Here is a 22,081-nt window from a genome sequence, read left to right as displayed (position 1 = left end):
GATGTATTCGCAACCGCAAGTTGGCTCAACGATGTCACATCCGCTGTCGCAGCAAGCGTTCTTGCGGCTGAACAGCTTCTTGAACATGCCCAAGACGGGACGATCGCAGCAAGGTGCGCTGTCACAGCAAGGATCGACAACTTCGCAACCACAAACAGGTTCGCAAACGGATTCGCATCCGCAAACTGGCTCACAAACTGGTTCGCAGCAAGCGTCGCAGCCGTGCTTCTTAGCGAACAAACGCTTGAGCAAGCCTTGTTTGGGTGCACAGCAAGGTTCGATGACTTCGCAACCGCAAACGGGTTCGCAAATTGGCTCGCAACCGCAAGTTGGTTCGCAAGCGACGTCACATCCACTGTCACATCCGCCGAACAACGACTTCAGGTGTCCGAAGGCACTTGCTTCTTGAACGTTACAAGCAACAACAGCCAAAGCCAAAACGGCAGGAACGAGGAAACGGCTCATAGGGAATCTCCATGGAAGGTTTGGTTTAATTGGGTCGTCCGTGGAACCACTTGTTTGCTTTGGGCAAACCTTGCTGGGAGGCAATCGGTGTCCGGGACACACCTAGATATCGGACATTCCAGAGGACCATGCGGTGGAATCTTCTCACAAAGGTTCGAAGTCGGTGTTTCGGTGGTCAGGACAGCAGGGTTGCTCCGGCAAACATCAACGCAACGGATGCACGAATGCAGAACAAATTCTTGGCGTCTTTCGAACCGATTTTGGTTGACCGCGCACGGAACGCGCGCAGCAAGTCTAGGTTTGAAAACGCTCCGATGACGTCCGAAATGGTGTTCGCAGTGCGGCGGCTCCGATCCGAGACGTTTCAACTGCGAAAACCGCTGCGATCGGCCCCCCTCTGCTCCGGCAGCCCCCTCTGTCGTGCGGGGTGAACCAAATTTGTTACGAAGTCGCTTCGCCGGGTCGCTACAATCAGGCTCCCTACCTGATTGCATCTCTCCCACGGGGACCAGCACTTCCTCGTTTCAGTTTTCGATCTGGAGCGTCTTCCTTTTGGAAATGTGGCCATGCGAACCGACAAGCCCTCTGACGAACCGATGTCGCTGGATGGGATCACTCCCATTCCTGTGCCCTCGGTGTTCTCTGCGGATCAAGACGCCGAATCAGCGATGCTGAACGCGGCCCAAGATGGGATGGGATCCGAGTGGGAGGATTCTCAGGCTGAGGACCCGGCGTCGGCGCCCGACATCGAGGCGGGCGGATTTCGTTTGGGCAGTCACCGTGCGGAATCTTCCGCAGTGCCAGACAACGGTCTTTCCGAATGCCCTCCCCCACCGGCTGCCAACCCATCGGCAGAGGAACAGCGGTCGGATTCAGAGAGTGGCCCGACGGTCACGGTGCAGCCGCATCCGGTTTTACAGAGCCTGACACTGTTGGCCACGATGGCACTGATGTTGTTGCTGGCTCGGTACAGTGTCCCGCACATCGTCGAAGAAATTCGATACGCCTGGCATCGCGGCGAGATGCGTGCCGAGAATGAAACCGGCGTCGAAGGTTTGCGAAACGTCTCGCTGGATTCTCTTAGCCGAGCGTACGAGATGGTCACGTCCGCGGTGGGCCCCACCGTGGTTCACATCGACGTTGAACGATCGGTTTCCGAAGAGGATCGCAGCCTGCAGCGTTTGCTCGGGGAAGACAGTTACACCTTGTCGGACCAAGGCAGTGGTGTGGTCATCGACGAGGGCGGCTACATCCTGACCAACCGGCATGTGATCGCCGATGGTGTCGCGATCAGCGTGACGCTCAGTGACGGTCGGCGTTTGCCCGCTGCGTTGGTGGGCAGCGACATGCCAACCGATTTGGCCGTGTTGAAGGTCGATGCCGATGGCTTGATTCCGATCGCGTGGGGCGACAGCGATGCGTTGCGAGTGGGGGCCCCGGTTTGGGCGGTGGGCAGTCCCTTTGGTTTGGATCGCACAATCACGTTTGGGATTTTGAGTGGCAAACACCGTGTCGTTCGGGCGGGTGTGCAACATGGTTCCAGCGCTCGCTACCAAGACTTCATGCAAAGCGATGTGGCTGTCAATCCAGGCAACAGTGGCGGTCCGCTGGTCGACGCTCGCGGACGGTTGGTTGGCATCAACACGGCGATTGTCGGTGACACCTATCAAGGCGTCAGCTTTTCAATCCCCAGCAACGTGACTCGCCAGATCTACGATCGGATTCGCAAAACGGGCAAGGTGGAACGCGGGTGGCTCGGGGTTCTGTTGTCAGAGGTCCCGGATTCCATGCACCGCGGTGAGGACTTGCGAGTCCGCGGGGCCCTGATTTCTGGGGTGACGGGCGAGGACTCACCTGCCGCGATCGCGGGACTGGACGTCGGCGACATCGTGCTGAAAGTCGATGGCGTGCGAGTCAGCGATGTCGGGCACCTGATGCGTTTGATCGCGAATTTGGGGCATGGAACCTTGCTCAACCTGGAACTGACTCGGGACGGTGAACCGATGTCGGTTGAGGTCCGGCTCAAGCAACGACCCGAAAGCTTGGATCGTTAAAGGCAGCCGAAAGCCAACTGGTTGCACGGTGGTCGCGCACCGTGAGTGCGACGTCAGAGTAGAACAATTGTCTCAATTGTTCCGGCTAACCGTCCCCGACTGCCAAGCAACGTCGCATCCATTCCAGCTCGCACATCGTCCGCGTCGCGAATAACATTGATGGACCACTGTGCTGGACTCCTGCTCGGCTCGCTGGAGGGGCCCAGCGAGCTCGATGGAAGAGGGGACGGCGGATCTGCGTCCGCGATCAGGGCTGGGGCAATTCGCCCGGATCCGAAGCGATTCCCGCGACGACGCGGTTGATCGCATTCAGCATGGCCAGGATCGTGCTCTCGACGCTGTCCGTGCTGACGCCTGTCCCGCGATAAGTCTTGCCCTCGTGCTCGACTTCCAAGTTGACTTCGCCGATCGCGTCACGACCGAGCGTGGCACTGCGGACCCGGAAGTCTTTGCAGACAAGTTGGATGCCGGTGATTTTTTCGACCGCCCAAAACGCGGCGTCAATCGGTCCGTCGCCCTGAGCGACCTGCTCGGTGAAGTCTTGCTCGTCACGTCGCAGGGTGACTCGCACGTTCGGGGTTTGGTTCTTGCCGCTGGTGACTTCGTAATCAACCAGTGTCCATTCCGGGGCGACGGTCTCGCTGATCTTTTGTTGGACCAACGCGACGATGTCACCGTCGTAGATCTCTTTTTTCTTGTCGGCGAGTTCTTTGAAGGCTTCAAAGACTTCTTGCAGCTGTTCGCCGGTCAACGTCATGCCCAATTGCTTGGCACGATCAGCCAACGCGGCGCGTCCACTGTGTTTGCCCAAGACCAAATCGGTTTTGGTGAAGCCGACTTCTTCGGGCGACATGATTTCGTAGGTGGTGCGTTCCTTCAACATTCCGTCTTGGTGAATGCCGGACTCGTGCGCGAACGCGTTGCGACCGACGATCGCTTTGTTGCGTTGCACATTGATGCCAGTCGTTTTGCTGACCAAGCGGCTGACGGGGACCAAGCGTTTCGAATTGATATTGGTTTGGCAGTGATAGAAGTCCTGGCGGGTTTTCATCGCCATCACCAATTCTTCGAGTGCCGCGTTGCCGGCACGTTCTCCGATGCCGTTGATTGTGCATTCGATTTGTCCGGCCCCGGCGTCCACGGCGGCCAGCGAGTTGGCGACCGCCATGCCCAAGTCATCGTGGCAGTGTGTGCTCAAGACGGCTTTGTCCATGTTCGGCACCCGGTCCCGCAACATTTTGAAGCGGTCGTAGATTTCGCCTGGCGTGGTGTAGCCGACCGTGTCGGGCACATTGATCGTGGTGGCTCCCGCGTCAATCGCGGCTTCGACCACGCGGCAGAGGAAATCGTGTTCGGTCCGGCAGGCGTCCTCGGGTGAGAACTCCACATCGTCGCAATGCGAGGCCGCGCGGCGAACCCCAGCGACGGCCCGTTCGACGATCTCGTCCGGCGTCATCCGCAATTTGAATTCACGGTGAATCGCGCTGGTGGCCAAGAACACGTGGATCCGAGCCTGAGGAGCCGTCTTCAACGCTTCCCAGGCCCGGTCGATGTCCTTCTCAGCACAACGAGCCAACCCGCAGATGGTGGCTCCGCGAATCGTGGTGGCGATTTGCCGGACCGATTCGAAGTCGCCTGGGGACGCGATTGGAAAACCGGCTTCGATGATGTCGACACCCAAATCAACCAGAGCCGACGCAACCTCGAGCTTCTCCGCCAAGTTCATGCTGGCACCCGGCGATTGCTCGCCATCACGCAGCGTGGTGTCAAAGATTCGAATTTGGCGAGTGGCCAAGTTCTCGGTGGCTTGGGATTCAGCGGACTGGGTCATGGCATCAGGTGTCGGTTGGTGAGACATGGGACTGCAATCTCGGAAAGGGGAGAAGATAAACTTCGGAGCCCCGGAATCGCACCCGCCGCACAGGCATTCGGGCACAAAAAAACCCGAGTCGCGGCAAGTGCGGCCCGGGCAAATTCATTCGATGGAAAATTGAGACAACCGCCGTCAGGCGTCCACCACGAATCCGCTCAGGCCGTTCGCTAGAAGGCCGAGGTCGAGATTCAGTAGGAGGCAAAGTTGTCCGCTCATGCCTCTGACGATAATCCGACGCCGCCACAGCGGTCAAGGCATGAAGTGGAAAAGGGCCTCAGGAGCTCAGAACCACAGTGGGTTTGGGCCGGAAGGCTTTTCTAGCTTCTAGCTTCTAGCTTCTAGCTTCTAGCTTCTAGCTTCTAGCTTCTAGCTTCTAGCTTCTAGCTTCTAGCTTCTAGCTTCTAGCTTCTAGCTTCTAGCTTCTAGCTCGTGCTCGTGCTCGTGCTCGTGCTCGTGCTCGTGCTCGTGCTCGTGCTCGTGCTCGTGCTCGTGCTCGTGCTCGTGCTCGTGGTCGTGGTCGTCGCTCGTGGTCGTCGCTCGTCGCTCGTCGCTCGTCGCTCGTCGCTCGTCGCTCGTCGCTCGTCGCTCGTCGCTCGTCGCTCGTCGCTCGTCGCTCGTCGCTCGTCGCTCGTCGCTCGTGCTCGTGCTCGTCGCTCGGAACCCCGGACCTCGTCCCTGCAGTATTTCGTCCCTCGGCACCTGTCGCCGCTCCGCGGCTTTTGGGGGTGTGGTGGGCGGCTGAGACCTCGGGTTGAAACCCGAGGCTGACGGCTGCCACCGCTCCGCGGTTAGGTGCTGCTCCCGGATGTCGCCAGCCACTCGTGCTTCCGGATGGTGCCACCCACCATTTCCACGTTTAAGTCTTGATTGCCAGGCGTTTGCCATCCCCTCCCCTTGGGTGGGTCGAGCGAAGCGGGGGAAGGGCTCCGGATTGGATCCAACGCGGAACCCTCCCCGGCCCGAAGCGGTCCGACCCTCCCAAAGGGAGGGTGAAGGAAAACGGTACGACCTCAACTGCGGAGGTTGTGCCGTGCTGCTTCACCCGCCTAAAGGGAGGGTGATGAGAAACGCCTGGCAGGACAGCACTTAAAAACTGCACGACTTCTTCATTCAGGAGGGGGATTTCAACCTTGCAAGCACGGCACTTGTCACCGGCACGGCTTCGTCAGGGAGCGGCAAGCGAAGCGATGAGGCGGGCGATCATTGAAAGAGTGAAATTGACAATTGCAAATTGACTTGCGATCGGTTCAGAGAGCGTCTGTGGCAGGCCAGACCCTGCCTTGGCACCATCCCGCGGCATCAACCGCAACCAACGCAAAGCCCACCCCCCCCCCCCGATTTTACAATTTGCAATTTTCAATTTCACTTTTTCAATCAAGCCACCCCTGAGTCCCTGTGGTCCTGAGCCCCTCCCCCACTCCCTTGCCTATGTCTCGCGATCGCCCCAAGTGACCGGGTAGTTGGTAGGTGATGAGAAGAAAAAATTGATTCCCGATAAGTTTTCCACGAGGCCAAACGGTGTTCACGGGAGATTCACTAACTCTTCACCACAGCGAGCTTTACGTCGACGGGTAGGAGGCCGAAGATGCCTGGGGTTCAATTTCGGGGCGGCGCGCAAACCGATTGCTGATCGCTGTTTACGGCAGTTTGAAATTCGAGATTGACACAATCCTGGGAACCTCTAATATTCCCGCCGTCGCCCACATGTAGTGCCTCGAAGGCATGTAAACCACTACCGGTAGTGATAGCAAATCATTTTGCATCGATTTTGACGATCAAAGATCCGAAATCGACCCTTGGATCACCCGGCAGGTCGTTTCGCCCACGGAAGTGGCACTCAGTGGCGACTGCCAGCTCTCATTTCAAATTTGACGGAATCGGTTGTTTCGCGAGGACCGCGAATGGCAACTTCCGGTGCACCGTCCACGGACGATCTCTTTAAGGAGTTTGTGACGCGCTATGTCCACTGTTCTGCCCGAGTCGAACGCCACCTCCCGTCTTCCCGCCAATGACCCCGCCTTGGAAAAGGTCGATTCCGAGCATGGCGTCGAGTACGCACGCGAGAAGTTTGGCACTGCCCTGCGAGGCGATCGCGCCGGCCTGAAGATCGAAACCACTTTCTGCCCTGATGATGGGCGGACCCCGTTCGCAACCACTGCCTGGGATTTGCGTTCGGCATCGATCAAAGACGAATCCGGGCATGCCTTGTTCGAGCAAACTGACTGCGAAGTCCCTGCGTCCTGGAGTCAATTGGCGACCAACGTGGTCGTTTCGAAGTACTTCTATGGCGACCCGAAGAACACGGAAGAACGCGAACGCAGCGTTCGTCAGTTGATCCACCGTGTCACCCGCACGATCAGCGATTGGGGTTTGGCCGACGGTTACTTTGACTCTCCCGAAGACGGCGAGCGTTTCTACCGCGACCTGACGTGGTTGTGCTTGCACCAGCACGGTGCTTTCAACAGTCCCGTGTGGTTCAACGTTGGTTTGCACACCCAGTACGGTGTCGAAGGCGACATGTGCAACTGGCACTGGGACCGCACCAAGAACACCACCGCCCAGCCCAACAACCCCTACGAATACCCCCAAGGGTCGGCGTGTTTCATCCAGTCCGTGGATGACAACATGGAAGACATCATGCGTCTGGCGTGCAGCGAGGCGATGTTGTTCAAATTCGGCAGCGGCACGGGAACCGACCTTTCGACCATCCGCAGCCAACGCGAAAAACTCTCCGGCGGTGGAACGCCCTCCGGCCCGTTGTCGTTCATGCGTGTTTACGACTCGATCGCAGGCGTCGTGAAGTCGGGCGGCAAGACTCGTCGGGCGGCCAAGATGCAATCGCTGAAGGTCTGGCACCCCGATATTCTCGAGTTCATCGAGTGCAAATGGGCGGAAGAAAAGAAGGCTCACGCGTTGATTCGGGAAGGTTACGATTCGAACTTCAACGGGGAAGCTTACGCCAGCGTTTGTTTCCAAAATGCGAACCTGTCCGTTCGTTTGACCGACGACTACATGGAAGCGGTTCGCAAGAACGGAACCTTCCAAACTCGCTGGATCACGGACAAACCCACCACCGAGCCACCCAGTTACGTCGCGAAGGAGTTGCTCAACAAAATGGCCGAGTGCGCTTGGCACTGTGGCGACCCCGGCGTGCAGTACGACACGACGATCAACAAATGGCACACGTGCCCGAACAGTGGGGCGATCAATGCATCCAACCCCTGCTCGGAATACATGTTCCTGGATGACACGGCCTGCAACCTGGCCAGCATCAACTTGATGAAGTTCGTCCAACCGGACGGGGCGTTTGATCACAAGCGTTTCCGTGCCGCTTGCCGCACGTTCTTCATCGCTCAAGAAATCTTGGTCGACCACGCCAGCTATCCGACTGAGCCGATCGCTCGCAACAGCCACAAGTTCCGTCCTTTGGGACTCGGTTACTCGAACCTCGGCAGCGTCGTCATGACCGCTGGTTTGCCTTACGACAGCGACGCTGCTCGTGGCATGTGCGGTTCGTTGACGGCCCTGCTGCACGGCGAAGCCAACCGCACCAGTGCGGAACTCGCCAGCGTCGTCGGAACATTCGATGGTTACGCCGAAAACGAAGCCCCGATGCTTCGCGTGATGCAAATGCACCGTGACGCCTGCGAGGAAATCAACGACGATGGCCCCGCCGAACTGAAAGAAGCCGCTCGCGAATTGTGGGATGGCGTGCTGGAAATCGGTGAGAAGTATGGCTTCCGCAACGCTCAAGCAACCGTGCTGGCACCGACCGGAACGATCAGCTTCATGATGGACTGCGACACGACGGGCATCGAGCCCGACATCGCCTTGGTGAAGTACAAACAACTCGCCGGTGGCGGGATGTTGAAGATCGTCAACCAAACCGTGAAGCTCGGTTTGAAGAAACTCGGCTACGACGCCGACACGATCGCCGAGATCCTGAAGTACGTCGATGACAACGACACCATCGAAGGCGCTCCTGGTTTGAAGGACGAGCACTTGGCCGTGTTCGATTGTGCTTTCAAACCTGCCAACGGTGTTCGCACCATTGGCTGGCGTGCTCACATCACCATGATGGCCGCTGCTCAGCCGTTCCTTTCCGGAGCGATCAGCAAAACCGTCAACATGCCCACCGATGTGACGCCGCAAGACATCGCCGACGCCTACTTCTGGGGTTGGGAATTGGGGCTGAAGGCGATTGCGATTTATCGTGATGGCAGCAAGCAGTCACAACCTCTGAACACCCAATCGGACGAGCAGAAAGCCACGGACGCAGCAGAGGCTGCGAGGGTCGAAACGGTCGAGAAGATCGTTTACAAACCGCGTCGCGAACGTTTGCCTGACACCCGTCAAAGTTTGACTCACAAGTTCAGCATCGCTGGACATGAAGGTTACTTGTGCGTCGGTTTGTATCCTGATGGACGTCCGGGTGAAATGTTCATCACGATGGCCAAAGAGGGTTCGACGATCGGCGGCATCATGGACAGCTTCGGCACCGCACTTTCCATCGCGATGCAGTACGGCGTGCCCTTGGAAGTGATCGTCAACAAGTTCAGTCACACCCGTTTCGAGCCCATGGGGCACACGTCCAACAAGGACATCCGCATCGCCAAGAGCGTCGTGGATTACATCGCTCGTTGGTTGGGCATCACGTTCATGTCCGGCAACGACTACTCCCCCAGTGCAGAAGGGGCGGCCAAAACAGGTGGCAACGGTCCCGACCTGACCAACGCTCCTGCCGGAGCAACGGCGAACAACAACAGTCCCGTGATGGCGGAACTGCGAGCCGACGCGGGTGCCGCGGTCGCATTGGTCGAACGAGCCACGTTGTTGGCCAGTTTGCAAAACGGTCCTAGCAACGGTGCTGCAACCAACGGGCACACCAACGGTGATTCCGCAGCCGGCGGTGCCGTGGCAGAAAAGTCGACCGATGGATTGGGCGGGCAATCCGACCAGTTCTCTCGCTTCCAAACCGACGCTCCCAGTTGTGACAACTGTGGCAGCATCACGGTTCGCAACGGCAACTGTTACCTCTGCCACAACTGTGGCAACTCGATGGGCTGCAGCTGAGTCCGTTCGTCCTTGAACGCTGAGTGACATTCGCAGGCCGGCTTCTTTCCACCGAAAGAGGCCGGCCTTTTTTGGTGGGCCCGTGGCTCAGAGGTCGGAACGCAACCCAGGCCGGCCCAGGGAACTGTTGCGAAGAAACTTCGTGGTTTCTTTCGCAGTGGAAGGACGCGAGCCCTGCGTTGTCGCGGCACCGGGCGGCTTGCGCCCAATGCCATCTACTTTAGAACCAATCGAGGGGATTTTATTAGCGGAACGGCGCAAGCCGTCCGGTAAATCGTCGGTGTTTTCCGGCGCGTCACCGGACGGCTCGCGCCGTTCCGCTACAAAGTAGATGGCATTGGGCTTGCGCCGCTCCGCTCAGAGAGGATGCTACTCCGGGACATTTCCCAACCATCCGGCTGGTCCTTCCTGGAGCTGGCCGGTTCAACTCGGATCTTCTGCACAATCGATTCCTTCGGCGGACGTTTCGTTCTGACCTGTTGTCGTCGTGAGCACACTTCTTGAGAATTGTTGAAAATTCGAGTGGGTGAAGCGTTTGTTCACGGCTCGTGACCTAGCTTTGCAGCAGAGCGAGGATCCACCCTCTCGGAGACCGCTCGTTTCCCCGCAAGCTCCTCCGTGAAATTGTTGTTATGGCTTCCGTTGATAGCCTTCCAATCGACCGACTTCGTCGCAGCACCGCCGTCTATGAAGACGTGTGGTTTCTGTCTGGTCCGACGGGTCCCGGTGATACTCTGCAACACACGCCGATTGATCAGGAACCGTTCATCGTGGGCCGGAAATCCGGCGTTGCAATGAAGCTGCAGTTTCGCACGGTCAGCGGAAACCACGCCGAGCTCAAGCTTGTCGATGGCAAACTGATCGTTCGGGATCTCGAGAGCACCAACGGCACGTACCTCAATGGAAAACGCGTCACCGAACCGGTCGTGGTGGGGGATGAAGATCTGATTCACTTCGCCGAAGCTCCCTTCCGAGTGCGGCGACAATCCCCGACGGGAGTCACCGCGGGGACCATCTCCGAAAACGTCTGCGACCAAGCTTTGGCGTTGGTTCAGTTCGACCGCCTGATGAGCCAACGGTTGGTCCGTCCGCACTTTCAACCGATCGTCACCGTGATTGGTGCTCGCATGATCGGGTTTGAGATTCTTGGCCGAGGCAGCGTGTTCGGGCTGGAATCCGTCGGCGCCATGTTCCAAGCCGCTGAGCAACTCAACCTGGAAGTGGAACTCAGTCGACTGCTGCGTTGGGAAGGACTTCGGGTGGGCCGTGAGCTTCCGGATTCACCAACCTTGTTCGTCAACACGCACCCCAAAGAGATGGAAGACGGCCAGTCGTTGATCGATTCGTTGTCCAAGGTCCGGACGATGGCATCGAACACCAAGATCGTCTTGGAAATCCACGAATCCGCCGTGACCAACCCCGAGCAAATGCGGCGTCTGCATTCGACGTTGAAAGAATTGGACATCCAATTGGCCTACGACGATTTCGGCGCCGGCCAAGCCCGGTTGGCGGAATTGGTCGAAGCCCGACCCGATTACGTCAAATTCGACATCGGTCTGATTCGAGGATTGAGCGTCGTTGACAGCAATCGCATGCGAATGCTGCGGTCGTTGGTCAGCATGGTGCAAGACCTGGACATCTCCGCTCTGGCCGAGGGAATCGAAACGATCGAGGAAGTCGAAGCCTGCCAAGAAGTCGGTTTCGACCTGGCACAAGGTTTCTACTACGGCCGCCCCGCTCCAGCGTGAGGTGGCCTGTTTCTAGCTTCTAGCTTCTAGCTTCTAGCTTCTAGCTTCTAGCTTCTAGCTTCTAGCTTCTAGCTTCTAGCTTCTAGCTTCTAGCTTCTAGCTTCTAGCTTCTAGCTCGTGCTCGTGCTCGTGCTCGTGCTCTCCGGTGTTATCCGCAGCCATTTCGTTTCTCAGCACCTGCCGCCACTCCGTGGCTTACCCGGGCGTGGGGGACCTTCCGAGACCTCGGGTTAAAACCCGAGGCTGGCACCTGTCACCGCTCCGCGGTTGAGTGGAGTGAGCCCGTGCGTGGCCACAGTCGCGGAGCGACGACATCTGAGCAGCCTTGGGTTTCAACCCAAGGTCCACGAAAGCCATGCACACCGGCGAGTCGCGGAGCGACGACAGTTGGCAGCCAGTTTGTGAGCACCTGCCGCCACTCCGTGGCTTCCTGGGCGTGGGGAATCGTCCGAGACCTCGGGTTAAAACCCGAGGCTAGCACCTGTCACCGCTCCGCGGTTGGGTGGGGCGAGCCCGTGCGTGGCCACAGTCGCGGAGCGACGGCATCCGAGCAGCCTTGGGTTTCAACCCAAGGTCCACGAATGCCCAAGCAAACCGGCGAGTCGCGGAGCGACGACAGTTGGCAGCCAGTTTGTGAGCACCTGCCGCCACTCCGCGGCTTCCTGGGCGTGGGGGACCTTCCGAGACCTCGGGTTGAAAACCGAGGCTAGCACCTGTCACCGCTCCGCGGTTGGGTGGAGTGAGCCCGTGCGTGGCGACAGTCGCGGAGCGACGCCATCCGAGCAGCCTTGGGTTTCAACCCAAGGTCCACGAATGCCCAAGCACACGGGCGAGTCGCGGAGCGACGACAGTTGGCAGCGAGTTTGTGAGCACCTGCCGCCACTCCGCGGCTTCCTGGGCGTGGGGGGACTTCCGAGACCTCGGGTTGAAACCCGAGGCTGGCACCTGTCACCGCTCCGCGGTTGGGTGGGGCGAGCCCGTGCGTGGCCATAGTCGCGGAGCGACGACATCCGAGCAGCCTTGGGTTTCAACCCAAGGTCCACGATTGCCAAGCACACCGGCGAGTCGCGGAGCGACGACAGTTGGCAGCGAGTTCGTGAGCACCTGCCGCCACTCCGCGGCTTGCCGGGCGTGGAGGACCTTCCGAGACCTCGGGTTGAAACCCGAGGCTGGCACCTGTCACCGCTCCGCGGTTGGGTGGGGCGAGCCCGTGCGTGGCCACAGTCGCGGAGCGACGACATCCGAGCAGCCTTGGGTTTCAACCCAAGGTCCACGATTGCCAAGCACACCGGCGAGTCGCGGAGCGACGACAGTTGGCAGCGAGTTCGTGACCACCTGCCGCCACTCCGCGGCTTGCCGGGCGTGGGGGACCTTCCGAGACCTCGGGTTAAAACCCGAGGCTGGCACCTGTCACCGCTCCGCGGTTGGGTGGAGTGAGCCCGTGCGTGGCCACAGTCGCGGAGCGACGCCATCCGAGCAGCCTTGGGTTTCAACCCAAGGTCCACGAATGCCAAGCACACCGGCGAGTCGCGGAGCGACGACAGTTGGCAGCGAGTTCGTGACCACCTGCCGCCGCTCCGCGGCTTCCTGGGCGTGGGGGGACTTCCGAGACCTCGGGTTGAAACCCGAGGCTAGCACCTGTCACCGCTCCGCGGTTGGGTGGGTCGAGCCCGTGCGTGGCCATAGTCGCGGAGCGACGACATCCGAGCAGCCTTGGGTTTCAACCCAAGGTCCACGAATGCCAAGCACACGGGCGAGTCGCGGAGCGACGACAGTTGGCAGCGAGTTCGTGAGCACCTGCCGCCACTCCGCGGCTTGCCGGGCGTGGGGAATCGTCCGAGACCTCGGGTTAAAACCCGAGGCTAGCACCTGTCACCGCTCCGCGGTTGGGTGGAGTGAGCCCGTGCGTGGCGACAGTCGCGGAGCGACGACATCCGAGCAGCCTTGGGTTTCAACCCAAGGTCCACGAAGCCCAAGCACACGGGCGATTCGCGGAGCGACGACAGTTGGCAGCGAGTTTGTGAGCACCTGCCGCCACTCCGCGGCTTGCCGGGGCGTGGGGGATCGTCCGAGACCTCGGGTTAAAAACCGAGGCTAGCACCTGTCACCGCTCCGCGTTCAAGAGGGATCGGACCATCTAACCCCCTGAGCCCTTGATTTGCTCGCCATGGCCCAGAATTCCGCAACCTGCCCCGGATCCTCGTGATATCCTAAGATCACGTCGCCGGGCGTCCTTTTTGCGAGTACTCGGCTGCCAAAGCTTTTCTGTCGACGAAGGAATTCACCATGAGCCGGACGATGCAAGATTTCACCGATTTGCTGCTCCAACAGGGCGTCATCAGTCTCGATCAGCTGTCCGAAGCCGAAGAAGTCGCGAAGAACACCGGTGCGGACATCGGCGACGTGCTGATCAAAATGGAATACGCCAGCCCCGAAGAAGTCGGGATGGCCTTGGCAAAGTTCCACAAAATTCCCTTTGTGGACCTCCGCAGCGAGCGGATCAGCGAATCCGTCATCGAATTGGTCCCCGAATCGGTCGCGCGCGAAAACACGGTGTTGCCCTTCAAAGAAGAAGACGGGGCCCTGACGATTCTGATCGCCGACCCGTTTGACCTCGAAACCGTCGAGAAGCTGCGTTTCATCCTCAACCGGAAGATCGAAACCGCTCTGGCTCCCAAAGAAGCCATCAACGGGGCGATCAACCAATACTACGGTCAGGTCGAAGGCGAATCGGCTGACTCGATGTTGCAAGAGTTCACCGACACGGCCATCGACTTCACCGAAACCGAGTCCGACACCGGTGGGGGGGAGGAAACCGTCGATGACAACTCGGCTCCCGTCATCCGGCTGGTCAACTTGATGATCGCGGAAGCCGTCCAGTTGCGGGCCAGCGACATCCACGTCGAGCCCTTCGAAGATCGCGTTCGGATCCGTTATCGAATTGACGGCGTCTGCGTCGAGCGGGAAGCTGCCCCCCGGCGGATGCTCTCCGCCATCATCGCCCGGATCAAGATCCTTTCGAAGATCGACATCAGCGAGAAGCGACGCCCCACGGACGGGCGGATCAAAATCACCGTGGGGGACAAGCAGCTCGATTTGCGGGTCAGCATCATCCCCACCAACCACGGCCAGTCCTGTGTGATGCGGTTGCTGGACAAGGACAACATCAAAGTCGGCACCCGCCAACTCGGTCTGTCCGAGCGTGACTTCCGGAACTTCAACTCCTTGATCCGTCGTCCCAACGGGATCGTGCTGGTCACCGGCCCCACTGGGTCCGGAAAGACCACCACCCTGTACGCCTCCCTGAACGCACTGAACCGACCCGACCGCAAGATCATCACCGCGGAAGACCCGGTCGAGTACTACCTGCCTGGGATCAACCAGGTCGAAGTCAAGCACAACATCGGCCTCGACTTCGCACGCATCATTCGGGCCATGTTGCGGCAAGCACCCAACATCATTCTCGTGGGCGAAATGCGAGATCACGAGACGGCATCGATGGGAATTCAAGCCTCACTGACTGGACACTTGGTTTTCAGTACTCTACACACGAACGATGCGCCCAGTGCTATATCACGGATGGTGGACATCGGTGTACCATCCTATATGGTGGCAAGTTCCGTCATCGCGGTGCTGGCTCAGCGTTTGGTGCGGACCATTTGCCCTCGTTGCAAGGTCCGTTACCAGCCTCCTCAGAGCGTGATCGACGACTCGGAGATCCCACCGGAGATGCTGGCTCAAGCCGAGTTCAGCAAGGGCAAGGGATGCACGTACTGCGGCCGGACTGGCTATCGTGGCCGGATCGGGATCTACGAGCTGATGCTGATCAACAACAAGCTCCGCGAGTTGATGTTCAAGGGAACGACCACCAAGACGATTCGCGAAGAGGCCATAAAGAACGGCATGTCAACGCTTTACGCCGATGGCATGCTGAAGGTGATTCGCGGGATCACGACTTTCGACGAGGTCTATCGGGTCGCCAAAAAGACAGAGCAAGAAGCGCTCGCGCTCGATCACATCGCGAAAGAGTTGTCGTCGCTGTAGGCAGGCTGGAGTTCGCTGGCCCGCTGGCATCTGGCACGCCCCGCCGAATCGGACTCGGGGGCGTTGCGGGCGGCTGGCAGAATCCCCGGCGGTGGGCTGGCCAGGGGACTCACGCGTCGGTTCGGGTGCCGCTCGATGAGCGAGCGGGTTGGTTCGGGTTGCCTCAGCAGGGGTGGTCTGGTGTGCATTCGGGCGACAAGACGCGAATTTCTTTGCCTTTGACGCTGTTTCACGCATAATGTCACCGTCTGGCACAGGAAATCACGTGTCGGGCGACTTGTCTGGGACACACCGTCCCGTTGCCGAACGATCTGGCGGGATGCCGGTTGCTCTGGCGTGGTTCGTGCTCGTCTTTTCTTGCGAATCACCTGGGGAGTGGCCGGTTGAAACCCGGTCGAATGCTGGCTGGCCGAGTCGCCGCTGAATCTCAGCCAGACTCGAAGCCCTCTTTTCTCCTCTTCACGCCCTCTCACCCAACGTCAGGCGTTTTCCATGGCCACCGTGCTGATCGACAAACTGCTGCAAGCCGCTGTGAAGCAAGGTGTGAGTGATATTCACATCGTTGTTGGTCAGCCGCCTGTGTTTCGGTTGCACGGTCGGATGCGAAAGCTGGAAACAAAGACGCTGGAAGGCGAGGACTCCGTCGCGTTGATGAAGTCGATCACGCCGGAACGTTGTCAGCGTGAGTTGCAGGAATCGGGCTCAACCGACTTCGGGTTCGCGTTTGGCGATTTGGCCCGCTTTCGGGTTTCGGTCTTCAAGCAGCGTGGTTTCATTTCCATGGTGCTGCGTCAGATCCCCAATGACAAATTGACACCCGAGCAACTTGGTTTGCCCGAGGCGGTCGTCAAAATGGTTCACCGCCCGCGGGGGTTGTTCCTGGTGACCGGCCCCACGGGGTCGGGGAAATCGACCACGCTGGCCTCACTGATCAACTTGCTCAACGAGACCATTGACCACCACATCATCACGATCGAAGACCCGATCGAGTTCTATCACGAACACAAAGAGTCGACGATCAATCAACGGGAAGTCGGCGTGGACGTGCCGAGTTTCTCCGAGGCGATTCGTCGTGCTCTGCGGCAAGACCCCGACGTGATTCTGGTCGGCGAGCTTCGCGACCTGGAAACCATCGAAGCGGCGATCAGTGCGGCGGAAACGGGGCACGTCGTGTTTGGCACCCTGCACACGAACAGTGCTCAAGGCACGGTCAACCGGATCATCGACGCGTTCCCCGGCAACCTGCAGGACCAGATTCGGACCCAACTCGCTTCGACGCTGATCGGCGTGGTCGCTCAAACGTTGCTGCCCAAAATTGGTGGCGGTCGGTGTGCCGCCTACGAAGTCCTGAACGTCACGCCCGGCATCGCCAACCTGATTCGCGAAAACAAGACGTTCCGGATCAACTCGTCGATGCAGACGGGAGCCAAGTTTGGGATGCAGTTGATGGACGACGCTCTGTTCAATCACTGGAAAGGCGACCGAGTCTCGGTGGAAGACGTGTTGGCCAAAGCCCACCGTCCCGATGACTTGGCCAAACGAATCGTTCAAGCCAGACAAGGTCTGGGTGATGAACCCGTTCCGATCAAAGAAGACTGATCGCGTTGCGATCGAGCGGCTAGCAACTAGCGATTAGCTGTTAGCTCATGATGTTGCGAACCAAACCAGAATCCACAACCTGAAAAGCTAGTCGCTAGCAGCTAGTCGCTACCAACAGAAAGCTCTCCTGCCATGGCCCCACGTCGCATCGGACAGATCCTCGTCGACCTCGGTTTCCTCACCGATGATCAGCTGCAAATTGTGCTGGACGAACAAGAACAGCAGCCCGGTGCGCTGTTTGGGAAAGTCGCGGAGGACATGCAGCTGATCACCGACGAGCAACTCATCCAAGGGCTCGCCGAACAGATGGGGATGCAGACGGTGTCGCTGGAGGACGCCAAGTTGGAACCGGAGGTGATGGAGAAAATCAGTGAAACGATGGCCCAGCTGTATCGGTGTGTTCCGATTCAGTTCGAAGGCAACTCGCTGACCATCGCGACCTGCGACCCCCAGAACCTGAACATCCAAGACGAACTGCGGACGTTCCTCGGGTATGACATCAAGATTTTGGTGGCCACCGAAGCGGACATCAGCAAAACGATCACGAAGTACTACGACAGCGAAGCCGAGAGCGTCGAGAAACTGGTCGCTGAACTGGCCGAAGACGAAGAGCTGAAAGCGGCCGCCAGCTTGCTGGACAACGAAAAGTTCAACATCACCGACGCCGAAGCACTGGCCGATTCGGCGCCGGTTCGCAAACTGCTCAACATGGTGTTGTTGCTGGCGATCAAGGATCACGCATCGGACATTCACTTCGAACCGTTTGAAGATGAGTTCCGGATTCGGATCAAATCCGAAGGCGTGCTCTACGAAATGGTCCCGCCGCCACGTCACCTCGCCTTTGCGATCACGACGCGGATCAAGGTGATGGCCAACCTGGACATCGCCGAACGCCGGATGCCGCAGGACGGACGGATCGAGCTGATGGTGGGCGGTCACCCCGTCGACCTTCGCGTTTCGGTGCTGCCAACGATCTTTGGTGAGTCGACCGTCATGCGGGTGCTCGACCGCTCGGTGGTGAACCTGTCGCTCGAAAACGTCGGCATGGACGAGGACATGATGGCCCGGTTCCGGTCGGCAATCGATCGCCCCAACGGGATCGTGCTGGTCACCGGCCCAACGGGATCGGGCAAGACGACCACCTTGTACTCGACCCTCTCAGAACTCAACGAGATTTCCGAGAAACTGATCACCACCGAAGACCCGGTGGAATACGACATTGACGGGATCATTCAGATCCCGATTGACTCCGACGCCGGGGTGACCTTTGCGTCTTGTTTGCGAGCGATTTTGCGGCAGGACCCGGACACGATCCTGGTCGGCGAAATTCGCGACTTGGAGACCGCCGAGATCTCCATTCAGGCGGCGCTAACCGGTCACTTGGTGTTCAGCACCCTGCACACCAACGATTCGCCCAGCACGGTCACTCGGTTGACCGACATGGGGATCCAGCCCTTCATGATTTGCGCGACCGTCGAAGCCATTTTGGCTCAGCGACTGGTCCGCCGAATCTGCACGGGCTGCCGGGAAAAGACCCGTGTCAGCAGCGACTTGCTGATGGAACTCGGGATGACCCGGGAAGAGATCGAAACGACGGACTACTTCAAAGGCGTCGGTTGCGAGAAGTGCAACAACACCGGCTACAAGGGCCGGATCGCGCTGTTCGAGTTGATGATTCTCAACGACACGATTCGCGAAATGATCATGCAGAACGCCAGCACCGACGAACTGCGAAATCAAGCCCAGAGCAATGGGATGGTGATCCTACGAGAGTTCGGCATGAGCCTGGCCCGCGACGGAGTCACCACCCTCGACGAAATCGTCCGCGAGACGGTGGTGGATGGTTGATGAAGTGGAAAGGGGGACAGAGGCACAGGATCACAGTGATTCAGGAATCGAGCGACGCAAGAAAACCCAAGAACGAAGCACTTCAAGAGGCAGAGGTTAAGGGATGAATGTCGAGCACGTTTGAGGACCTCGAAGTTTGGAAGCGTGGTTGCCGGTTGGCTGTTTCGGTTTACGAACTGTTGGCCGACTGCCGTGACTTTGGACTCAAGGATCAGATGCAACGAAGTGCCGTCAGTGTTCCATCCAATATTGCGGAAGGTTATGAACGAACACCGAAAGACTTCATTCGATTTCTCATCATTTCCAAAGGTTCCTGTGCTGAACTTCGAACGCAACTTTACATCGCCACCCGAATCAACCTGGTTACCACGCAGCAGTCCGAGTCGCTCATCGATGAAACCAAGCAGATCTCGAGGATGTTGCAGGCCTTGGTTAGCAACCGTCAGCAACAACTCACAAAGCAATGAGTGCTACCACGAATTTGAAACGCGTTGCGTCCATGACCAATCAATCCAAGTCCATTGAAAAAGCTAGAAGCTAATCGCTAGTAGCTAAGAACCCCTTAAGCCTGTGGCCCTGTGATTCTGTGGCCCTTTCAACTTCAGAAGCAATCCCATGCCGACTTATACCTTTGAAGCGATGGACGCGACCGGACAAGAGATCCGGGACGAAATCGATGCGGCCAACGAGGACGAAGCTCAAACCACCATCCGCCAGATGGGTTACTTCGTCACCAAGATCGCCGTCAAGAAACAGGCGGCGGGGGCCACCACGGCTGGCGGTGGCAAGAAACGTCCTTTCGCGATGGGCGGGGCAAAAACCAAACACATCTGCGCCTTCACCCGTCAGCTGTCCATCTTGCAAGACGCCGGTCTGCCGATTCTTCGCAGCCTGAAGATTCTGGAAGGCAACCAGAAACCCGGCAAGCTCAAGAACGCCTTGATGGATGTTTGCGACGAGATCGAAGGTGGCTCGACTTTGTCCGAGGCGATGGCGAAGTGCCCCAAGGTCTTCAGTCGCTTGTACGTCAACATGATCAAAGCCGGTGAGGCCGGCGGTGCGTTGGAAACGATTCTCAACCGCTTGGCCGACTTCCTGGAATCAGCCGAATCGCTCAAGCGGAAGGTCAAAGGGGCGTTGATCTACCCGGTCATCGTGGTTTTGGTCGCCGCGTTGATTCTGACGTTCATCATGTTGTTCATCGTCCCGACGTTCGAAAAGATGTTCGACGAGTTCGGGTTGGATCTGCCAGCTCCCACGGTGCTGTTGATCGCAATGAGCAATTACATCGCCGGGTATTGGTTCCTGTTGATCGCGATGCCGGTTTGTGCATTGATCCTGATCAAATTGATGAGGAAGTTCAAACAGGGGCGGGTTGGGTTTGACATGTTCATCATCCGGGTGCCGATCTTTGGCACCCTGATTGAAAAGAACATTCTGGCTCGGACCACACGGACATTGGGAACCCTGATCAGTTCTGGGGTGCCGATTTTGGAAGCGCTGAACATCACGCGAGAGACGGCGGGCAACGCCATGTTCGAGCGAATGTTCACGGGCGTCAGCAACCAGATCCGAGAAGGGGAAGTGATCAGCAAACCGTTGAAGGAGTTCTCGGTGTTGGGTTTCCACCCCATGACCGCGATCTTCTGGGCGCTGTTTGGATCGTTCCCCGGGATCATGGTGTTGAGCGTCGCGCTGACGGCCAAGGGCGGCAAGCTCGATGACGGCACGATGGTCGAGATGCTGACGTTCATGTCCTTGTACATGATCGCCGGTGGCTCGGTGCTGTGCGTGTTGTTTTACCTGACCAAGATCAAAGGCCGGGTGGTCGATGACCTCGTCGTCAACATGGTCGACGTCGGGGAAGAAACCGGCGAGTTGGACACGATGCTGTACAAGGTCGCCGACACATACGACGAAGAAGTCCGGATCATGACCGACGCTCTGACCGCGTTGATGGAACCCTTGATGATTGTGTTCCTCGGCGTCGCGGTGGGCTTCATCGTGATCAGTTTGTTCATGCCATTGGTATCGCTGATCTCCGGATTGACTTAGAGACCCGATCTTATGTTGATAGCCGGATTCGCCAGAATTCGGTTCTGGCAAAATCGGAATTTCGACCCAACCCACCTGTTTAACTTCCATTCGCACCGCAACACCTTTTTCCCTGTTCCGAGAGTAGCGATGAACGCTCGATCCAATCTCCTGCAGCCAGCCCCCGTGGCCCCCACTTCCCGCTCCGCCTTCACGTTGGTGGAGATGCTGGTGGTGATCAGTATCATCGGGATCTTGGCGGCGATTCTGTTGCCTGCGGTCACCTCCGTTTTGCGGTCGGCAAGAGAGGCAGCTCTCAAAGCGGAGGTTCAATCACTCTCTGAAGGCATTGAACGCTATCAGTCTAAGTTTGGTGACTACCCGCCCGACTTCATGAACTGGAATATCGTTGAACGTCATTATCGGAAGATCCTTCCTGATATTGCTGCGAGCGAACTGCAGTTGCTCAAAACAATGTGCTGGAATGCATCCACCAATACATATGACCCAACTGCGATGGACCGGGCCGAAGCTTTGGTTTGGGCACTTGGCGGATACAGTTCGGACCCGCAGTACCCTTTCACTGGAGTAGGCGGCCCGCTGGCTTTGCTTACAGGGGCGACCGACCCGACAAACCCAGCTCAGTATCACTACAACATTGATCGTCTGAACGGCATGGTCGAGTTGGACCCGCAGAAGTTGTCGCTTCGCAAACTCGATGATTCTGCGCCTGTGAGCGTTTCCAATCGGATCACGACGACAGACGATGTCTCGGGAGGAGACTTGTTTCCTGTTTATCGGGCGCGTGAGGACTCAGCTCCTTACGTCTACTTCGACTCTCGCACCTACAGTTCGATCGAGACTCCTTCGGATCCGAACACGATCAATGGATTTGGGACGACCGTCGAGGGGGATCGAGATGTCGTTCGTCCAGTGATGTCGGATTCGGTGAACCCCAATCCTCAGATGTCAGGAACGACATACGGTTCTTACGCCAATGCAGCCACCGCATTTTTGTTCATGAATGACCGCACTTTTCAGGTTCTTAGTCCTGGTTTGGATGGTCGTTACGGAGCGGTTGCGTCGGGAGGCCCAGCGGCAAGTGACAACTTCCCTGCCTATTGGCTGTACCCGTCCGGGCAACTTGTCTATGCGATTCCAGGAGCAGGTTCTCCTGCTGATCTGAAGGATTCGCGTGTCCAACGTTACAACATCACCTCGGCCTACTCAGACGTCACCACCGACACTTTCGAGAAGGACAACTTGGCGAGTTTCACCCAAAGTTCTTTTGACAATGATTTGCCAAGCCAATGATCCATGTCACTTCACACGACCGTTTTCGT

Annotated in this window: 11 protein-coding genes; 9 read left to right on the top strand and 2 right to left on the bottom strand. The window is 58.2% G+C overall.

All coding sequences use genetic code 11. The annotated features are described in order from the left end of the window. Positions 1–1,031 precede the first annotated feature (1,031 nt). Positions 1,032–2,519 (top strand): S1C family serine protease, encoded by a 1,488-nt coding sequence (locus PSR62_RS23605; RefSeq protein ID WP_274405411.1) that lies wholly within the window; start codon positions 1,032–1,034, stop codon positions 2,517–2,519. Positions 2,520–2,766: 247 nt separating this feature from the next. Here the strand turns inward: PSR62_RS23605 and PSR62_RS23600 are convergent, their stop codons facing one another. Together PSR62_RS23600 and PSR62_RS23595 are read right to left on the bottom strand one after the other, a co-directional pair. Further along, a complete protein-coding gene (locus tag PSR62_RS23600) occupies positions 2,767–4,377 on the bottom strand; it encodes a 2-isopropylmalate synthase (protein ID WP_274405410.1) in 1,611 nt (536 codons plus the stop codon). Positions 4,378–4,800: 423 nt separating this feature from the next. Next, complete coding sequence (locus PSR62_RS23595) at positions 4,801–5,211, bottom strand: hypothetical protein (RefSeq protein ID WP_274405409.1); 411 nt, start codon at positions 5,209–5,211, stop codon at positions 4,801–4,803. Positions 5,212–6,351: 1,140 nt separating this feature from the next. On the opposite strand from PSR62_RS23595, the gene PSR62_RS23590 reads away from it, so the two are divergent. From PSR62_RS23590 to PSR62_RS23555, 8 genes are all read left to right on the top strand, one after another. After that, positions 6,352–9,465 (top strand): vitamin B12-dependent ribonucleotide reductase, encoded by a 3,114-nt coding sequence (locus PSR62_RS23590; protein ID WP_274405408.1) that lies wholly within the window; start codon positions 6,352–6,354, stop codon positions 9,463–9,465. A gap of 632 nt (positions 9,466–10,097) precedes the next feature. Further along, positions 10,098–11,213: an EAL domain-containing protein gene (locus tag PSR62_RS23585; RefSeq protein ID WP_274405407.1), complete on the top strand. Its 1,116-nt coding sequence runs from the start codon at positions 10,098–10,100 to the stop codon at positions 11,211–11,213. A 2,286-nt stretch (positions 11,214–13,499) separates the two neighbouring features. Next, positions 13,500–15,257, top strand: coding sequence for a GspE/PulE family protein (locus PSR62_RS23580; protein ID WP_274405406.1), 1,758 nt, complete (start codon positions 13,500–13,502; stop codon positions 15,255–15,257). Between the two features lie 492 nt (positions 15,258–15,749). Then, complete coding sequence (locus PSR62_RS23575; protein WP_047814452.1) at positions 15,750–16,856, top strand: type IV pilus twitching motility protein PilT; 1,107 nt, start codon at positions 15,750–15,752, stop codon at positions 16,854–16,856. Positions 16,857–16,988: 132 nt separating this feature from the next. Next, complete coding sequence (locus PSR62_RS23570) at positions 16,989–18,704, top strand: GspE/PulE family protein (RefSeq protein WP_274405405.1); 1,716 nt, start codon at positions 16,989–16,991, stop codon at positions 18,702–18,704. Between the two features lie 107 nt (positions 18,705–18,811). Then, positions 18,812–19,171, top strand: coding sequence for a four helix bundle protein (locus PSR62_RS23565; RefSeq protein WP_274405404.1), 360 nt, complete (start codon positions 18,812–18,814; stop codon positions 19,169–19,171). 148 nt (positions 19,172–19,319) lie between these two features. After that, positions 19,320–20,759 (top strand): type II secretion system F family protein, encoded by a 1,440-nt coding sequence (locus tag PSR62_RS23560; RefSeq protein ID WP_274405403.1) that lies wholly within the window; start codon positions 19,320–19,322, stop codon positions 20,757–20,759. A 129-nt stretch (positions 20,760–20,888) separates the two neighbouring features. Further along, complete coding sequence (locus PSR62_RS23555) at positions 20,889–22,052, top strand: type II secretion system protein (RefSeq protein WP_274405402.1); 1,164 nt, start codon at positions 20,889–20,891, stop codon at positions 22,050–22,052. Positions 22,053–22,081: the final 29 nt, after the last annotated feature.

The sequence above is a fragment of the Rhodopirellula sp. P2 genome, from assembly GCF_028768465.1.
Lineage (GTDB): Bacteria > Planctomycetota > Planctomycetia > Pirellulales > Pirellulaceae > Rhodopirellula.
The sequence above is the reverse complement of the archived record's forward strand: the minus strand, read 5'-3'. Positions and strand labels throughout refer to the sequence as shown.

What these genes read in the sequence shown, in the direction of transcription:
- PSR62_RS23605 (WP_274405411.1), top strand. Translation starts at nt 1,032, where the DNA reads ATGCGAACCGACAAGCCCTCTGACGAACCGATGTCGCTGGATGGGATC.
- PSR62_RS23600 (WP_274405410.1), bottom strand. Translation starts at nt 4,377, where the DNA reads ATGTCTCACCAACCGACACCTGATGCCATGACCCAGTCCGCTGAATCC.
- PSR62_RS23590 (WP_274405408.1), top strand. Translation starts at nt 6,352, where the DNA reads ATGTCCACTGTTCTGCCCGAGTCGAACGCCACCTCCCGTCTTCCCGCC.
- PSR62_RS23585 (WP_274405407.1), top strand. Translation starts at nt 10,098, where the DNA reads ATGGCTTCCGTTGATAGCCTTCCAATCGACCGACTTCGTCGCAGCACC.
- PSR62_RS23580 (WP_274405406.1), top strand. Translation starts at nt 13,500, where the DNA reads ATGAGCCGGACGATGCAAGATTTCACCGATTTGCTGCTCCAACAGGGC.
- PSR62_RS23575 (WP_047814452.1), top strand. Translation starts at nt 15,750, where the DNA reads ATGGCCACCGTGCTGATCGACAAACTGCTGCAAGCCGCTGTGAAGCAA.
- PSR62_RS23570 (WP_274405405.1), top strand. Translation starts at nt 16,989, where the DNA reads ATGGCCCCACGTCGCATCGGACAGATCCTCGTCGACCTCGGTTTCCTC.
- PSR62_RS23565 (WP_274405404.1), top strand. Translation starts at nt 18,812, where the DNA reads ATGTCGAGCACGTTTGAGGACCTCGAAGTTTGGAAGCGTGGTTGCCGG.
- PSR62_RS23560 (WP_274405403.1), top strand. Translation starts at nt 19,320, where the DNA reads ATGCCGACTTATACCTTTGAAGCGATGGACGCGACCGGACAAGAGATC.
- PSR62_RS23555 (WP_274405402.1), top strand. Translation starts at nt 20,889, where the DNA reads ATGAACGCTCGATCCAATCTCCTGCAGCCAGCCCCCGTGGCCCCCACT.